The sequence below is a fragment of the Winogradskyella sp. A3E31 genome (genome assembly GCF_046720935.1).
In the GTDB taxonomy this organism is placed as follows: Bacteria; Bacteroidota; Bacteroidia; order Flavobacteriales; family Flavobacteriaceae; genus Winogradskyella.
In genome coordinates, this window is the sequence record NZ_JBHNWH010000012.1 from 21,271 (window position 1) to 38,827 (window position 17,557).

Genomic DNA, 17,557 nt, shown 5'->3' on the forward strand with positions numbered 1-17,557 from the left:
AGATTGATTTACGATTTACGATTTACGATTAAAGCTAAATGTTTAGAGCTAAATGTTTAGAGCTAAATGTTTAGAGCTAAATGTTTAGAGCTAAACTGCCTTAAGGCTTAAATCCATATTATAAACAGAATGTGTTAATGCCCCAGAAGAAATATAGTCTACTCCACATTCAGCATATTTACGAACGGTTTTTTCATTAATGCCACCTGAGGATTCAGTTAAGCACTTATCTCCAATGAGTTCTACTGCTTTTTCAGTGTCTTCATAATTAAAATTATCTATCAGTATGCGATAGACTCCTCCGCTTTCTAATATCTCTTGTATTTCGTTTAGATTTCGAGCTTCTACAATAATTTTAAGATCACGATTTGTATTTTCAAGATAATCCTTAGTCATTGAGATAGCTTTTGAGACTCCACCTGCAAAATCAATGTGGTTGTCTTTTAGCATAATCATATCATACAATGCAAAGCGATGATTTTCACCTCCACCAATTTTAACTGCCCATTTCTCAAGAGCACGGATACCTGGTGTGGTTTTACGAGTATCTAATATTTTTGTTCCTGTGCCCTCAAGCAAATCAACAAATACCTTTGTTTTTGTTGCTATAGCACTCATACGTTGCATGGCATTGAGAACAAGTCGCTCGGCTTTTAAGATAGACTGCGAGCGTCCTTCTACATAAAAGGCAATATCACCATATTTTACAATATTTCCGTCGCCAATTACCGTTTCTACCCTCAAATCCTTATCTACATAGGCAAAAACCTGTTTTGCAAATTCTACACCGGCAATAACACCATGATCTTTCACCAATAATTTCGCTTTTCCTTTAGCATTAATAGGGATACAAGCCAAAGAACTGTGATCGCCATCACCGACATCTTCTCGTATGGCGTTGGCAATAATTATATCTATTTCGTTCTGAAATTGTTCTTTTGAAATCATGTACTCACTATTTAATGTAAAAATAGGAAATTGATTTTCGATATACGATTTTACAATTATAAAAACTGAATTCTAAAATTGTAAATTTGCATTATGCAAATAACTCTTTTAGCTATAGGAAAAACGGATGATAAAAGACTCATTCAGTTAATCGATGATTATAGTAAACGTCTCAGCCATTATATTAAATTTCATTTCGAAATTATTCCCGATTTAAAAAAAGTAAAGCATCTTTCTGAAGCGCAGCAAAAAGAAAAAGAAGGTGAAGTGATTTTATCAAAAACCCAAAATTCAGATATACTCATTTTATTGGACGAAAATGGCAAACAAATGGATTCAGTGGGCTTTTCAAATTATCTTCAAAAACACATGAATTCTGGTATCAAACATCTAATCTTTGTTATTGGAGGTCCTTATGGCTTTTCAGATGCTGTGTACCAAAGAGCAAATGGGAAGTTAAGTCTGTCTAAAATGACATTTTCTCATCAAATGGTTCGTCTCTTTTTTATAGAGCAACTGTATCGCGGATTTACAATATTAAAGAATGAACCTTACCATCATAGGTAAATTAAGGATTAAGTCTTTTTAAATTTTTCAAGGTGTGCTTTCACTTCTTGCTTAACTTCATTATAACTTTCTTGTATTAACCAATGGCCTGCATCTAGAGTGACCTGTTTAAAAAACCCGTCAACATAATTTGCACATCTTTCTGCTCCATAGTTGCCAATGGCGAAATCATTCTTACCATATATAAAAAGTGTTGGGGTTTTAATATGACCTATGGAAAGTAATTGCTTTCGACCGAAATTTGCTCTGTAATAATTTATGGCTGCCGTTAATGATCCTTTTTGTTTAAAGATGTTGGTGTAATTTTCGATTTCTTGAGGTGAACTTTTATTCCATATTTTTTTAAGTAGCTTAAAGTTGTTCTTGCGTAGTTTTAGTTCAGGCAAGAAAGGAATTTGAAAATCCTTGATATACTTGCTCATTTTTTGCTGTGACTTGTCTTTTTGCAATGCTTTACCAAACGCATTTATATGTGGTACCGATAACGCACTCCAACTTTTAAATTTTTTAGGGTTATGATACACTGCGTACCAACCGACAACTGCACCCCAATCGTGACCAACAAGATGAATTTGATCTTTATCGTAATGTTGCATTAAATCAATAACATCTTGTGCTAATTTATCGATAGTATAATGTCGTTTCCCCTTTGGGCAGGCATTTTTACTGTAGCCTCTCATGTTTGGTGCTACGCAATAAAAGCCTTCAGAACTAATCTCATCCATGAGAGACGTCCACATGATTGAGGTCTCTGGAAAGCCATGAAGAAATAGTACCATTTGGCTTTCTTTATCTCCAGAAACCAAACAGTCAAAAACTAAATCATCAACCTTTACGTCTTGTTTTATTGGCATTATCGACTTATTCAAAAATTACCTTATCATCCATTGCGAACCATTGAAGATAAAAGGGTTGATGTATTTTTTCTATGGCATTGCGTTTCACCTTTAAGCTTGGAGTTAACAATCCGTTGTCCACAGACCATTCCTCTTTCATTATGACGACTTTTTCAATTTTTTCGTGCTTTTCAACTTTTGGATTGAGATCTTCTATGCTCTTTGTTAGGCTTTCAATAAGTTCTGATTTTGATTTTGCCTTTCCTAATTCTGAGGTTATTATTAAAGCAATTGGCTGAGGAATGCCAGTACCAACAACACATATTTGCTCAATATCCGTATTTGCAGATAAAGCTAATTCTAAAAATGACGGTGAGATATACTTGCCCTTATCGGTTTTAAACTGGTCTTTTATTCGCCCAGTGATTGTCAAATAACCATCATGGTCATATTCCCCTTGGTCTCCTGTCTTTAAAAAACCGCTATTATCAAAAACAGCTGCAGTCGCTTCAGGGTTTTTGAAATAACCTTTCATTAAGCACTCGTTCTTTATACAAATCTCACCTTCACCCGACAACTTTGCTTCTATTCCTGGTATCGGTTTACCAACCGTGCCAATTCTATTTTCACCAGGCCGATTAAAATGGGATACACATCCATCTTCTGTCATTCCATAGCCTTGAAAAATTTCAATACCCAATTTTTGATACCATTTTAATAAATCTGGCGCTGCTGGCGCTGCTGCGGAAGCCATAAATACAGCCTCTGACAAACCGAGTTTTTTCTTAAGTTTTTTCTTAATCATCCCCGACACTATTGGAATTTTCAGTAATACGTTGAGCTTTTTATCCGGTAAAGACTCTAATATTTTTTCTCTGAATTTGGTCCATATTCGTGGTACGGCAAAAAATAGATTCGGTTGTGTTTTTTCGAGATCCGAAGCGAAGGTTTCTAATTTATCAAAAAATGAAATTGTGCCTCCTAAATATAATCCTGCATTACACAATAACCGTTCTGCTACATGTGCTAATGGTAAATACGAAAATAGTGTGACTCTATTTGGCAGCTTAAATAACTCCGCAAACTTGCCAGCCGAATACATAAAACTTCCACCTGTGTGCATCACCCCTTTTGGCATTCCTGTAGTGCCAGAAGTGTAAATTATGGTATGTAAATCATCTTCTCCACGTATGTCAATACTTTCTAATTTTGGTTTTTCTTCAATGATATCTTCCCAGATGCCCCCAATAGTGTTACCATAACCCTTAATACTTATTACAGGTATTTGAGATATGCCAGTAGCTTGGTTTTCAAATTCATCTAATTTACCTATAATAATGGCTTTAGATTCGCTGTGCGTTAAAATTTGATGTATAGAATCTGATGTTAATGTTGGATAGATTGGAATGGATATATAACCCGCCATCATTATAGCCAAATCCGCTATAATCCATTCCGCACAATTCTTGGAGAACAAAGCCACATGGCTCTTTTCTGGTAAATTGTAATCTTGTAATCCTGCTGCAATTTTTCGAGCAATAATTCCTGCTTCTGAATAGGAATAGGAAATTAGCTTTCCATTAATAGGTTGCTTTAAAAAGGTGTGATTTGGAGCCGTTTCTTCCCAATGCAAAAATGCATCTAAGGGCGTGTTGGCTGATAGCATGGTTGTAAATTTGATGTAAGGTAAGAAATTATCACTTTAGTAATTCGTTTTTATCAAAAAGAGATGAGTTAAAAACTATCATTAAACTCAACCTTTGCTACATTTACTTTTTTATCTTAAGAAGTTGCTTTGTTGTTATTTTTTAGAATTTCGTAGTCATTTTCAAACATATCCAACACTTCGGCTGGGGGCATTTTTATTTCATATCCTGAATCACTATTCATTAATATCGTTCTCATGTCTTGAGCTTTCTTGTTTTTCCAGAATCCAGCTTTTGTAAATCCGATAGCGCATATTTGACCGCTCTGCTCAAAAATTTGCTGATGATATACCCATTTTTCATCTGCACCTTCTAATTTTAGAGTGATATTGAATTTCTTCAACATTTTTAATGGCTTTTTGTATATGATTTTTTGGGATGCTAGGACACCAAACATTCCCTTTTTAACTGTATTATCATATAACTTTGAGCGAAAAACCACCTCGTATCTTATTAAATCCATGTAATAAAAATACTTGGAGTTTGCCATAAATCGAAAAGATTCACAATCCAGAATATTTACTCTTCTAGTCCTTGTTAAATCTGATAATGGCTTAACTTTTTTCCAAAACAATCTCGATCCAATATAAATGTAGATCATGTGTAACCAATAATAAATCATTGTTTAGAAATTTAGTTCCTAAGATTATATCTAAACATTCAATCTATTTATAAGAAACAATCCAACTATCTATCTTGTCTTCTAATAACTGCAGTGGAATACAACCTGTTTCTAGAACTTGGTTGTGGTATTCTTTGATGTCAAATTTATCCCCGAGTTTTTCAGAAGCTCTATCCCTAAGTTCTACTAATTTTAGTTGACCTATCTTATAAGATAAGGCTTGACCTGGGTTAGCCATATAGCGCTCAATCTCACTAGTTATAGCACGTTCGGATTCAGCTTCATTTTCCAAGGAATATTGTATGGCTTGCTCACGTGTCCAGCCTTTAGAATGGAGACCAGTATCTACCACAAGCCTAATCGCTCTATGTATTTCTTGACTCAGCATCCCGAAATACTGATATGGATCTTTAAACAAGCCTAATTCTTTACCCATAGATTCGGCATAAAGCGCCCAACCTTCACCATAAGCACTATACCATAGCGTCTTTCTAAAAGCTGGTAATTCTTCATTTTCTTGTTGTAAAGAAATCTGATAATGATGCCCTGGTATCGCTTCATGAAGAAACAGGCTTTCTTTATCAAAGATGTTATAGGCTTCAACATCTGGTATTGGTGTAAAGAAAATACCTGGTCGCGTTCCATCCAAAGACCCTGCATTGTAATTTGCCGCAGCGGATTTTTCTCTAAATGGTTCTGTTCTCCGAACTTCAAAACCGGTTTTAGGCTGATTACCAAATAATCTGTTAATCTGAGGTTTCATAGCGTTATGAATACTATCATAAAAGTTAATCACCTGAGAGCGCTCAGTAAATGGCATTAGCTCTTTTTTAGTTCTCACATGTTCAAAAAACGCATTTAAATCACCTTTAAAACCAACCTCATCTTTTACAGCTTCCATTTCAGATCGGATTCTTGCCACTTCACTTAAACCTAAATTATGAATGTCGTCCGCAGTCATGTTGGTAGTGGTGTAATATTTAATTTGATGATCGTAATAGTCACTTCCAAGTGGAGTTCCGTCTATACCGCTAGATTCCCTTCCTTTTGGTAAGTACTCATTTTCAAGAAAATCAACCATCTTTTGATGGGCAGGAATAACTTTATCATTTATCATTGCTGTATAACTCTCAATGAGTTCTTCTCTTTCCTCACTAGAAAAAGCTTCAGAAATTTGAAATATAGGAGAATAATAAAGGTGTTTTTCAGCAGGGCCTACAGCTAATGTTTCAAATTGTGGAATAACTTTCTTAATTAAAGGTTTAGGCAAGACATAACCTTCTTCCATTCCTTTCTTCATATTTTCAATGGTTGCGTCTAGCCAAACTAAATAGGCATCCACTCTGACCAACCATGTTTTATAATCCTCAACAGAATTAAAAGGCTGCGCATTTGAAGCAGATGCTAATTGATTAAAATCCAAGTTTTTAGACCACATCTGGTCAATGGGCATTAAATCTTTTTTAAATGTCATAGCCTCTAGGTTAATATCACAATCCCACTCCAAGACATTTAAACTCATTCTCTCTGTATCGGTAAGTGCTGACCTATCGATATCCGCAATTATCTGTTTATATTTTGTATAGTAAGCTTTCTTCTTTGCTTTGTACTCTTCAGATAAGAAGTTTGGAAATTGATCATTAAATCGAGTATCACCAGTCCTTGTAGCAACCATAGGGTCTAATTCGTAACCTTCTTCACTATAGTCCTTAAGGACTTGAGAAATATCTAAGGAATCTTCAGTAGTTTCAGATTCCTTGTCTTGTTTACAAGACATCACAAATAATAACAAACAGCATAATAAAAACTTATTCATAAGACTAGTGTATTGGTTTAGTCTTTAAATATAAGAATATTGATCAAGAAGTGATTTAAGTCTCTACAGATTAACTAAAATGAAATTTTAAATGAATTGATTTAAGCGAATCTCATGTATTGCACCATGTGAAGCATGTGTAACGGTAGCTCCGTTTTTAATAACCAATAATTGTGGCGACTGATGCATCACTTGAAATTTATAACCCACTTCATCAGAAACGTCTCTATAACTGAGTAGATCTAAATAGTACAAGTCTATAGTGTTGATGTCTAGGTCATACATACTAATAAATTGATTCATTACCATACGACTTATTCCACATCGTGTCGAATGTTTAAATATCACTTGGGTTTTAGTTTTAGACTTCTCTGCAATGTTATCTAATTGATCTTTTGAAGTTAACGGAATCCAAGGCAAAACTTTTTCCTCTTTAGGCTCTGAAGAGCTTCCAAATAATTTATTTAATAGTCCCATTTAAGTAGTTTAAAAGTAATCAGTCGTAGTCTTTCTTAAATCTTACAAACTGACTAAAAGTCACGTTATTATTGAATTTAACAGACATTTTGTCTCAATGCCTAAGCGTTTTTAAATTGGTAAGATTATTGAAATATACCCAATAAAATATAAAATCACTGTCATTAAAGATGACAAATAAATAAGATATAAAAACATGAATTTTAATAATTATACCATTAAATCACAGCAGGCCATTCAGCAAGCACAACAGCTGGCTCAAAGCTTGGAACATCAACAGATAGAAAACGAACATATTTTTAAGGGTTTGTGGACTGTTGATGAGAATGTACTCCCATTTCTTTTAAAGAAATTGAACGTCAATGTTACCCTTTTAGGACAAATTTTAGATAAGGAACTTGAGAGTTTTCCAAAAGTGTCTGGTGGAGATATTATGCTATCACGTGAAGCAGGAAAAACAATGAACGAAGCATCCATCATCGCAAAAAAAATGAATGATGAATTTGTTTCGGTTGAGCATCTCATCTTGGCAATTTTTAAATCAAAAAGTAAAATATCTCAGATTGTGAAAGATCAAGGAGTTACTGAAAAGAATTTACAAGCAGCTATTGATGAGTTACGAAAAGGAGAACGTGTAACATCACAAAGTCAGGAAGAAACCTATAATTCACTATCAAAATATGCCAAAAATCTCAACCAATTGGCAAGTGACGGTAAGCTAGATCCTGTTATTGGACGTGATGAAGAAATCCGTAGAATTTTACAGATTCTTTCGCGACGCACCAAAAACAATCCAATTTTAGTTGGAGAACCTGGTACAGGTAAAACAGCAATTGCAGAAGGTTTGGCGCATCGTATCATAGATGGAGATATTCCTGAAAACCTTAAGGATAAACAAATCTTTGCGCTTGATATGGGAGCTCTAATTGCTGGCGCAAAATATAAAGGTGAATTTGAAGAGCGCCTAAAAGCCGTTATTAAAGAAGTAACATCCGCCTCAGGAGATATTGTTCTCTTCATCGATGAGATCCATACACTAGTTGGTGCAGGTGGTGGCCAGGGTGCTATGGATGCCGCAAACATATTAAAACCTGCTTTAGCACGTGGCGAATTAAGAGCTATTGGTGCTACAACCTTAGACGAGTATCAAAAGTATTTTGAACAAGACAAGGCTTTAGAAAGACGTTTTCAAAAAGTAACGGTCAATGAACCTGATACAGAAAGTGCGATTTCTATCCTTAGAGGCATCAAGGAAAAATATGAAACCCATCATAAGGTTAGAATTAAAGATGAAGCGATTATTGGTGCTGTAGAATTATCAACGCGTTATATAACAAATAGATTTTTACCAGACAAAGCAATAGACTTAATGGACGAAGCTGCTTCTAAATTGCGTATGGAAATCAATTCAAAACCAGAAGAATTAGATGTTTTGGATCGAAAAATTATGCAATTAGAAATTGAGCACGAGGCCATTAAGCGTGAAAAAGATGAAACAAAGTTAAAATCCTTAAAGTCTGAATTGGCTAATCTTAAAGAGGAACGCAATGAACTTAATGCTAAATGGAAAAGTGAAAAAGAAGTTGTTGAAAACGTTCAGAATATTAAACAAGATATTGAAAACTATAGATTAGAGGCTGAGAGAGCTGAGCGTGAAGGAGATTATGGCAAAGTGGCTGAAATTCGCTATGGAAAAATAAAGGAAGCTACTGAAGCGCTTGAAGCGCAGCAGGCAATACTTGCTAATCAGAAAGATAACTCATTAATTAAGGAAGAAGTCACATATGAAGATATTGCAGATGTTGTGGCTAAATGGACGGGAATTCCTGTAACTAAAATGATTCAAAGTGAAAGGGAAAAACTCTTAAAATTGGAAGATGAGTTACACAAACGCGTCGTCGGACAAGAAGAAGCGATTGAAGCAGTCAGTGATGCTGTGAGACGATCGAGAGCAGGATTGCAAAACCCTCAAAAACCAATAGGTACTTTTTTATTCTTGGGCACAACGGGAGTTGGTAAAACAGAACTAGCTAAAGCCTTAGCAGAATATCTGTTTGATGATGAAAATGCGATGACCCGAATTGATATGAGTGAATACCAAGAAAGACACGCGGTAAGTAGATTGGTCGGTGCACCTCCAGGATATGTTGGTTATGATGAAGGTGGGCAGCTGACTGAGGCAGTAAGACGTAAACCTTATTCTGTAGTGCTCTTAGATGAAATAGAAAAAGCACATCCAGATACGTTTAATATTTTACTCCAAGTATTGGACGAAGGCCGTTTAACGGATAATAAAGGGCGTATCGCAGATTTTAAGAACACCATTATCATCATGACCTCAAATATGGGAAGCCATATCATACAAGAACGTTTTGAAGCGACGAAGGATATTCCTTCTGCTATTGAAGGAGCAAGAGTTGAGGTTCTTGGATTATTGAAAAAATCTGTTCGTCCAGAATTCTTAAATCGAATCGATGACACCATAATGTTTACACCGTTAAGTAAAGAAAACATTTTAGCTATTGTAGACTTACAGTTAGCAGGAGTCACCAAAATGCTAGCAGAACAGCAGATAACGTTTGATGCAACCCAAGAAGCTAAAGCCTATTTAGCAGATAAAGGCTACAACCCAGAATACGGGGCGAGACCTGTTAAGCGAGTGATACAAAAAGAGGTGTTAAACCAGTTGAGTAAGGAATTACTGTCTGGTAAAGTCACCACAGATAGCATTATACTGTTAGATGAATTTGATAATCAATTGGTTTTTAGAAACCAAGGTGACTTAGTGATTGAAGAAATGTAATGCTTAACTGTAACAATTACGCTAAATAACAGTCTTTAAATTGATTGGTTGGTTCTGCCTTTTTAAGGCAGGCTAGTAAAAGCAACGGGAGTCCAAAAGAGTGTTTTCTAGCGGATGAACGTTGCTTTTACGTTTTAAAATACAATTAACCTATACCAGAATCAGTAATATTAATTTCAATGTAACATATTGAGAAAATCTCATACTAACTAAACAAATAAATAAATAGTATGAAAAAATTAGTATCCCTTTTAGCAATAGCTGTTTTAAGTATATTCTCAATATCAGCTCAAGAATTAGAAAATTCAACACTTTGGAAAATCTCAGGTAATGATTTAGAAAATCCTTCCTATCTTTTTGGAACTATTCATATCACTTGCGATGCCACTTTAAGCGACGATGTTAAAAAAGCACTAGAAGACACCACGCAAATGGTTATGGAGTTAGATATGGATGACCCTAGCATGCAAAGCAAAATGATGGCAGGTATTTATATGAAAGACGGAAAGCGTATTAAAGACATGGTTTCTGAAGAAGATTACAACATCTTAAATGAATTTGTAATTAAAAATCTTGGTGCGTCATTAGAAATGGTAGGAAACATGAAGCCTTTCATGATTTCAGCATCAATGTATCCAAAAATGATTGACTGTCCTATGCAATCGTATGAATTAACTTTGGTAAAATTATCTCAAGCCGAAGGAGAAGAGATATATGGATTAGAAACTGTTGAGGAACAACTTCAAGTGTTTGAAGACATTCCGTATGAAGATCAAATCAAAGATCTTTTGAAATCAGCCAAAGATAATATGACAAAAGACAAAGAAAACTTCGCTATTTTATTGAACACTTACAAGACACAGAACATTAATTTAATGTTAGATATGATGAATAGTGAAGAAGCTGGAAGCATTGCCCAACATCAAGACAAACTTTTAGAAAACCGTAACAAAAATTGGATTCCTAAAATAAAAGAATACAGTGCAGAACCCACATTTTTTGCGGTTGGTGCAGGTCATTTGGCTGGTGAAAACGGAGTGATTAATTTATTGCGTAAAGAAGGATATACGGTAGAAGCCGTTTTGGAGTAATATCTCACAATCAGGATGTTAAAAAATAAGGAATGTTAAAATTGATGTCGTTCGTCGATTTTAGCATTTTTTTATGCGTTTTATCGTGAAAATAATACGGATTATCGTATATTTGATGTGCTATTGAATTCCAACATAAACTATAGACAATTCTTAATTCTTGTCCTAGTATCCCTCTTATAACAGGGAATTAGTAGAGTTTATTTATTACAATTTTAACCCCAAATATTGATGGAATTAAATACCTATATAGAACAATCCTTATTAGCATCAGATGCTACCGAACGTGATATTATGCAAGTCTGTGAAGAAGCAAAAAACAATAATTTTCATGCAGTTTGCGTCAATAGTTGTTACGTACCTATAGCATATCAAATTTTAAAGAAATCTAATGTAAAAGTATGCTCTGTTGTGGGGTTCCCACTAGGGGCCATGTCTACTGAAGCCAAAGTTTTTGAAGCTAAAACAGCTATTGAACAAGGAGCCACAGAAATTGATATGGTTATGAACATAGGCTTCTTAAAAAGCAAAAACCACGTTGCCGTATTACGTGACATTACAGAGGTAAAAAAAGCCATTGGCCATATTCCTCTAAAAGTCATCATAGAAATCTGTGATTTGTCCAAGAATGAAATCGTAAAAGCCTGTGAAATCTGTTTAGACGGTAAGGCTGATTTTGTGAAGACCTCTACTGGATTTTCAGAAGGTGGAGCAACACAGACCGCAGTTAAGATCATTAAAAAAACACTCAAGGATAGAGCTAAGATTAAAGCGTCAGGAGGAATTGGGGATGCTGAAACAGCTCATAAGTATATAGATCTTGGTGTGAGTAGAATTGGAACTTCTAGAGGTCTCGACATCCTTAATGAAGATGTGCAACCTGTTTTCTAAAGAGTTTTTTAACAAATCTTTACGCTTACCCATTGATTTAGAAGATTATATTTGAGTCTAATCTTCAATCAATATCATGAAAACAATTCTATCAATATGCATTATGTGCATATTTACAATCAGCTACGCTCAATCTGACGATAAAACACAAATCGAAAAAACATTATTAAATTATATTGAAGGCTTCTACGAAGGAGACACTTTAAAACTTCAAAATGCTCTAAAACCCAAGCTCTATAAATTTGGCTATTGGAAAAACAAGGACTCTGGTGAGTATGAGTTTTCAAGTCAAATGACTTATAGAAAAGCAATGGACTATGCTAATGGGGTCCGAGAAAAAAACACCGTAAAAGAAAAGGATGTCATTCGGAAAGTTGAAATCCTAGATATTGGTCATCATATTGCTGCGGCTAAGGTTACGGCCTGGTGGGGCATTGACTATATGTTATTATCGAAAGAAAATGGCAAATGGATGATTGAACAGGTCATTTGGGAAGGCCCATTAGAAAAAACGCATTTAAATTGAGCCAACTATGAAAACTACTAAACTATTATTATTCAACATTATTTTTATTGCCCTTCTCACATTTTCATGTGAATCGAAAAAAGAAAAAGCTACAGAAACAGAAAAATCAGATACGGAATCTTCAACTGAAATTCAATTAATAACCAGCGATAGTTTAGACATCTATGGAGACCTTTATCAATTAGATAAGTCCGCGCCAACCATCCTATTATTTCATCAAGGTGGTTCTAATGCTAGGGCGGAATATGAACCTATTATTCCAATATTAACAGCCAAAGGCTATAATATCTTAGCCATAGACCAGCGTGTCGGTGGACAAATTTATGGAAGTTATAATAGAAGCGTTGCAAAAATTAAGCATAGAGATTATGGGTATTGCGATGCATACCCAGACTTGGAAGCAGCTTTAGATTATGTAATTGAAAATGGTTTTAATGGTCCAAGAATAGCTTGGGGAAGTAGTTATAGTGGTTCGTTAGTCATTCAGTTAGGACATAATCGCCCCGATGACATAGATGCTATACTAGCGTTTTCACCAGCATCTAGCCAACAATTAGAAGAGTGTTTACCTAGTCCTTATTTTGAAACCTTAAAACCTTCGTTACTTATTCTTCGCCCTGGCAGAGAAGCTGAAATTGAAAGTGTACAAGAGCAGTTAAAATTAGCTGAGTCTTTTAATCACCAAACCTATGTGGCCCCAAACGGCGTTCACGGTTCATCAATGCTTGTTAAAGAACGTACAAAATCATCTACCGATGACACTTTTAATACCGTTTTAGATTTTCTGGAAAAGTATAATAACTAAAATTGTATCTTCATATCCTTAAAAACTAATATCAACCATGAAAAACATACTTACCCTTTTCATTCTTGCTGCATTAATAGTGTCTTGTGGAAATGATAAAAAAGAAAAAGAAGCTGAAAATATCACTACCTATTATTTGATTCGTCATGCAGAAAAGGACAGATCAAACCCTTCAGATAGAAATCCAAAACTCAGTGAAGCAGGAATAAAACGTGCTGAAAATTGGAACACACATTTAAAGGATGTTGAATTCGATATGGTGTATTCCACCGATTACTTTAGAACTAGACTTACCGCAGAACCAATTGCTAAACGAATAGGAAAGGATATTACGATTTATGATCCGCGTGATATGGCTAATGATGATTTTATGAACGCAACTAAAAACAAAACGATTTTAGTGGTCGGCCATAGCAATACCACACCTGTTTTTGCTAATAAACTTGTTGGTGAAAATAAGTATGAAATGATTGCGGACAACAACAATTCTAACCTTTACATTGTTACTATTACTGCAGAAGGTGAAGTATTATCTGAACTAAAGGTTATCGATTAAATCAATTTCTACGTTCTCTAATTCAATTTTTGAAAGCAATTGAAGTTGCCCTGATTCAAACAATTTTCCTAAGGATTTAAGTTCAACACTTTCGTCATTAGGTTTATAGTTATTGTAATCCACAATTTTGACTCCTTCAATGTTTCTAGCATTATAGGCTTCTCTGAAACGAAGCCCTTGACCATCACTTTCGGCATAAGAATACGCTAAATACTCTATGTTATAGGTTTCAGAATTGATCCAATAGATAAACACATCTTCAAAGTCCTCACCACCTCCTTCTTCATCAAACGTTACCTTTACTTTGTGATAATTCGTGTTTTTAATAATCTCTTTTCCAATCAAAAATTTATTGACAGCCTTGTTATTTAAGCCATAAGGCAATACCGAAAAATAATGTACGGAATTAACGGAAGGCGTATATTTAGCAATTAACGTGTCTGGTAATTGCACTTTTTCATCGTTAACAAAACGTTCAAAACCATCATTGCTTAACACATCAAAAATAGAATCGTTAGTATCACTCAAAAAAACTCTAGCCAACACAAACTGACCGTTATTTCTATTCGCTAAATATTGAGTGCCTCTAAAATCAAAACTTACCTTAGCATTCTTTAAGACATCAACACCAGAAGCATCTATAGCTTTATTGATAATGACATCACCTATTAATTCTGGAGTATCAGTTTCAGATTTACAAGCCATAAACAAAACAGCTAATAAAAAAATAGAAATGTTTTTCATAAGGTACTATTGTAATTATTCTAGTCGCAAAACTAAGCATAGTATTACGTATATATTTAATGATTTTTAAACTTTTAACGTATCACTTTTTACTTATAACTATAAAAACTACCTTTGCTAAGCATGCAGAAAAAAGTGAACATACTCAATAGAAAGGCTAAGTTTCAATACGAAATTTTAGATAAATATACTGCTGGAATTGTCCTGACCGGAACAGAAATTAAATCCATAAGAGCAGGTAAAGCATCTATTGCTGAAGGATTCTGTGAGTTTAATGACCAGTCGGAACTTTTTGTGATTAATATGACGATTGAAGAGTATTCTTTCGGAAATTATTACAACCATAAGCCAAAGGCCGAGCGTAAATTGTTGCTTAACAAGCGAGAACTAAAGAAATTAGAAAAAGAGGTCAATATTAAAGGAAACGCCATTATACCTATGCGTTTATTTATTAACGACCGTGGCTTAGCCAAACTTGAGATTGCCTTAGCCAAGGGTAAAAAACTCTACGACAAACGCGAAACCATAAAGGATCGCGAAAGCAAACGACGCCTAGACCGCATTAAGAAAGATTTTCGATAATTTTAGGACGGTTATAACAACTAAAGATTATTATTTAGGCTATGTTTGATGTTAAGGAGGCAACTTTAGCATTAAAATTTGCGTCTTTCATAGTATAACCATCACCTATTTATGAAGCATCTTCTACTCTACTCTATTCTGCTGCTAAGTATTACAGCCTCCTCACAAATTAAAGGCACTATTGTAGATAAAGAAAACCAGCCGATTCCCTATGTCAACATTTATATTGAAAACACATACAAGGGTACAACATCAAATGAAGCTGGCTATTATGAGCTTGCTCTTGAAAAGACCGGTGAACTGACTATCGTCTTTCAATCCCTAGGTTACAAAACGGTTAAAAAAACAATTACCAAAACGAATGCCCCTTACGAATTAAGCATTAGTCTTTCTGAAGAAAATGTTTCTCTTGATGAAGTTGTGGTTAATGCTGAAGAAAACCCTGCTGATATTATTATGCGAAAAGTCATTGCTGCACGTAAGACCAATCTCGAAAAAATACAGTCTTACAAAGCGGATTATTATTCAAGAGGTTTAATCCGAATTAAAAATGCGCCTGAGAAATTTCTAGGCCAAGAGATTGGAGACCTTGGTGGTGGATTGGATTCTACGCGTAGTGGTATTATTTATTTATCGGAAACGATTTCTAAAATTGAATTCCTACGACCAGATAAGCTCAAAGAAAAAATAGCAGCATCAAAGGTCAGTGGTGATGACAATGGCTTTAGCTTTAATAACGCCATTGATGTGGATTTTAATTTTTACAATAATACGCTTGAGTTTGGTAGTGAAATGATTTCGCCAATAGCCAATAATGCCTTTGGCTATTACCGTTATAAGTTGGAAGGCATTTTTTATGACGATAGAGGAAATCTCATCAATAAAATTAATGTGATTCCACGCCGACCAAATGATCCCGTATTCTCTGGGGATATTTTTATTGTAGAAGACCAATGGACCATTTATGCACTAAAACTAGTCTTAACTGGTGTCCAAGCACGAATTCCTGTAGCAGACAAAATTACACTTGAGCAAAATTTTTCATATTCGGAAACCGATGACATCTGGGCCATGCGATCTCAAAGTATTGATTTTTCCTATGGCATATTCGGAATTAAAGGTGACGGACGCTACACAGCTGTTTTTAGCAACTACGAATTTAATACTGGTTTAAATACCTCTGATTTTGGAAGAGAACTTGTAGCCTTTGAAGCTGAAGCCAATAAAAAAGATTCACTCTTCTGGAAAAAACTAAGACCTGTTCCTCTAACGTCTGAAGAGGTTCAAGATTACATTAAAAAAGATAGCATTGAAACACTTCAGAATTCTAAACCTTATTTAGACTCCGTAGATCGCGCTGAAAATAAGTTTAAATTACCGAATATCGTCACAGGATATACCTATCAAAATTCTCACAAGGATTATCGTTTAGGCTATGATTTGCCATTGAGCAGTTTACAATTTAATACCGTTCAAGGTTATACTGTTGGAGCTTATGTATTTTTCAGAAAAAACTATGATGATTTTAAACGCTATTTAAACATCAATGGAAATTTGCAATACGGGTTTTCAGACGAGCGCCTCCGAGGAACATTTAGTGCCACATACAAATTCAACGATATTACTGATGCTTTTTTAACCTTTTCTAGTGGTACCCAGGTGTTACAGTTTAACAATGCAAACCCTATTCGTCCCTTTATAAACTCAATAAGCACATTAGTTTTTGAAGATAATTACGCTAAGTTTTATGAGCGCTATTTTGTTCAATTGCGGCATTCGGAAGAATTATTCAATGGCTTTAGATTAACGTCTTTATTAAGTTATGAAAAACGAAACCCGCTTTTCAACACCACAGATCAAGTGTTTGACAATGATGAGAATGATTTTTACACCAGTAATAATCCTTTAAATGAAACTGCTTTCGGAATTGCACCGTTTGAATCCCATAACATTTTAAAATTCTTCACTTCAGCTCGAATCAATTTCGGCCAGAACTATTTAAGCTATCCAGGAAGTAAGTTTAATATAAATAGCGAAAAATATCCGACACTCGTGCTAACCTATGAAAAAGGGTTTAGTGCAACAAATGACAGTTATAACTTTGACCAAGTTAAAGCGCAATTGTTCCAATCTTTAGCTCTGGGAAATAAAGGTCGATTCCGCTATAATATCAAAACAGGTAAATTTTTCAATGCTGAAAATATTGCATTTGTAGATTATCAGCATTTTAATGGCAATCAGACACATGTGAGCACCTCTGGCAATTACACCAATGTCTTTAATAATTTGGATTACTATTCAGCCAGCACAAATGATTCTTATTTAGAAGCACATGCAGAACATGATTTCAACGGTTTCATTCTCGGGAAACTACCGCTTATTAATAAACTGAATTTTAATCTAATTATAGGGGCGCATTTGTTGTCGATACCAGAAAACAAGCCTTACCAAGAATATTCAATCGGTGTCGATAATATAGGTTTTGGTAAATGGAGATTCCTAAGGCTAGACTATGTAAGATCTTATCAAAGTGGATTTAAAAGCGATGCAATAGTATTTGGTCTAAAATTCTTTTAAATTTATGACT

The 17,557-nt window shown here is 34.7% G+C and carries 16 protein-coding genes; 9 read left to right on the top strand and 7 right to left on the bottom strand.

What is annotated here, in order from left to right:
* Positions 1–90: 90 nt before the first annotated feature.
* Complete coding sequence (nadC, locus tag ACFEMA_RS13985) at positions 91–948, bottom strand: carboxylating nicotinate-nucleotide diphosphorylase (protein WP_411768828.1); 858 nt, start codon at positions 946–948, stop codon at positions 91–93.
* 93 nt (positions 949–1,041) lie between these two features.
* Here nadC and rlmH point away from each other — a divergent pair, with 93 nt between their 5' ends.
* Positions 1,042–1,515, top strand: coding sequence for a 23S rRNA (pseudouridine(1915)-N(3))-methyltransferase RlmH (gene rlmH / locus ACFEMA_RS13990; RefSeq protein WP_411768829.1), 474 nt, complete (start codon positions 1,042–1,044; stop codon positions 1,513–1,515).
* Between the two features lie 8 nt (positions 1,516–1,523).
* Here rlmH and ACFEMA_RS13995 read toward each other — a convergent pair whose 3' ends face one another.
* From ACFEMA_RS13995 to ytxJ, 5 genes are all read right to left on the bottom strand, one after another.
* Positions 1,524–2,369, bottom strand: a complete 846-nt coding sequence (locus tag ACFEMA_RS13995) for an alpha/beta hydrolase (RefSeq protein WP_411768830.1) — start codon at positions 2,367–2,369, stop codon at positions 1,524–1,526.
* 7 nt (positions 2,370–2,376) lie between these two features.
* Positions 2,377–4,017, bottom strand: a complete 1,641-nt coding sequence (locus tag ACFEMA_RS14000) for an AMP-binding protein (protein WP_411768831.1) — start codon at positions 4,015–4,017, stop codon at positions 2,377–2,379.
* A 116-nt stretch (positions 4,018–4,133) separates the two neighbouring features.
* Positions 4,134–4,679 (bottom strand): acyl-CoA thioesterase, encoded by a 546-nt coding sequence (locus tag ACFEMA_RS14005; protein WP_411768832.1) that lies wholly within the window; start codon positions 4,677–4,679, stop codon positions 4,134–4,136.
* Positions 4,680–4,722: 43 nt separating this feature from the next.
* Positions 4,723–6,495, bottom strand: a complete 1,773-nt coding sequence (locus tag ACFEMA_RS14010) for a DUF885 domain-containing protein (RefSeq protein ID WP_411768833.1) — start codon at positions 6,493–6,495, stop codon at positions 4,723–4,725.
* 87 nt (positions 6,496–6,582) lie between these two features.
* Positions 6,583–6,972 (bottom strand): bacillithiol system redox-active protein YtxJ, encoded by a 390-nt coding sequence (gene ytxJ / locus ACFEMA_RS14015; protein ID WP_411768834.1) that lies wholly within the window; start codon positions 6,970–6,972, stop codon positions 6,583–6,585.
* Positions 6,973–7,168: 196 nt separating this feature from the next.
* On the opposite strand from ytxJ, the gene clpB reads away from it, so the two are divergent.
* The 6 genes from clpB (at position 7,169) to ACFEMA_RS14045 (ending at position 13,644) form a co-directional block, all read left to right on the top strand.
* Positions 7,169–9,775, top strand: coding sequence for an ATP-dependent chaperone ClpB (gene clpB / locus ACFEMA_RS14020; protein WP_411768835.1), 2,607 nt, complete (start codon positions 7,169–7,171; stop codon positions 9,773–9,775).
* Positions 9,776–10,005: 230 nt separating this feature from the next.
* Positions 10,006–10,866: a TraB/GumN family protein gene (locus tag ACFEMA_RS14025; protein ID WP_411768836.1), complete on the top strand. Its 861-nt coding sequence runs from the start codon at positions 10,006–10,008 to the stop codon at positions 10,864–10,866.
* A gap of 231 nt (positions 10,867–11,097) precedes the next feature.
* Entirely contained in the window at positions 11,098–11,757 is a 660-nt protein-coding gene (deoC, locus tag ACFEMA_RS14030; protein ID WP_411768837.1) for a deoxyribose-phosphate aldolase, read from the top strand.
* Between the two features lie 76 nt (positions 11,758–11,833).
* Positions 11,834–12,283, top strand: coding sequence for a nuclear transport factor 2 family protein (locus tag ACFEMA_RS14035; protein WP_411768838.1), 450 nt, complete (start codon positions 11,834–11,836; stop codon positions 12,281–12,283).
* A gap of 7 nt (positions 12,284–12,290) precedes the next feature.
* Positions 12,291–13,088: an alpha/beta hydrolase family protein gene (locus tag ACFEMA_RS14040; RefSeq protein WP_411768839.1), complete on the top strand. Its 798-nt coding sequence runs from the start codon at positions 12,291–12,293 to the stop codon at positions 13,086–13,088.
* A gap of 37 nt (positions 13,089–13,125) precedes the next feature.
* The gene (locus tag ACFEMA_RS14045) at positions 13,126–13,644 is read left to right on the top strand and encodes a SixA phosphatase family protein (RefSeq protein ID WP_411768840.1); all 519 of its coding nucleotides are present in this window, start codon (positions 13,126–13,128) and stop codon (positions 13,642–13,644) included.
* On the opposite strand, the gene ACFEMA_RS14050 is transcribed toward ACFEMA_RS14045, so the two are convergent.
* Complete coding sequence (locus ACFEMA_RS14050) at positions 13,627–14,388, bottom strand: DUF6503 family protein (RefSeq protein ID WP_411768841.1); 762 nt, start codon at positions 14,386–14,388, stop codon at positions 13,627–13,629. The two genes, ACFEMA_RS14045 and ACFEMA_RS14050, sit on opposite strands and share 18 nt — an antisense overlap.
* A 123-nt stretch (positions 14,389–14,511) precedes the next feature.
* On the opposite strand from ACFEMA_RS14050, the gene smpB reads away from it, so the two are divergent.
* A complete protein-coding gene (gene smpB, locus ACFEMA_RS14055; RefSeq protein WP_411768842.1) occupies positions 14,512–14,970 on the top strand; it encodes an SsrA-binding protein SmpB in 459 nt (152 codons plus the stop codon).
* A 111-nt stretch (positions 14,971–15,081) separates the two neighbouring features.
* Positions 15,082–17,547, top strand: a complete 2,466-nt coding sequence (locus tag ACFEMA_RS14060) for a DUF5686 and carboxypeptidase regulatory-like domain-containing protein (protein WP_411768843.1) — start codon at positions 15,082–15,084, stop codon at positions 17,545–17,547.
* Positions 17,548–17,557: the final 10 nt, after the last annotated feature.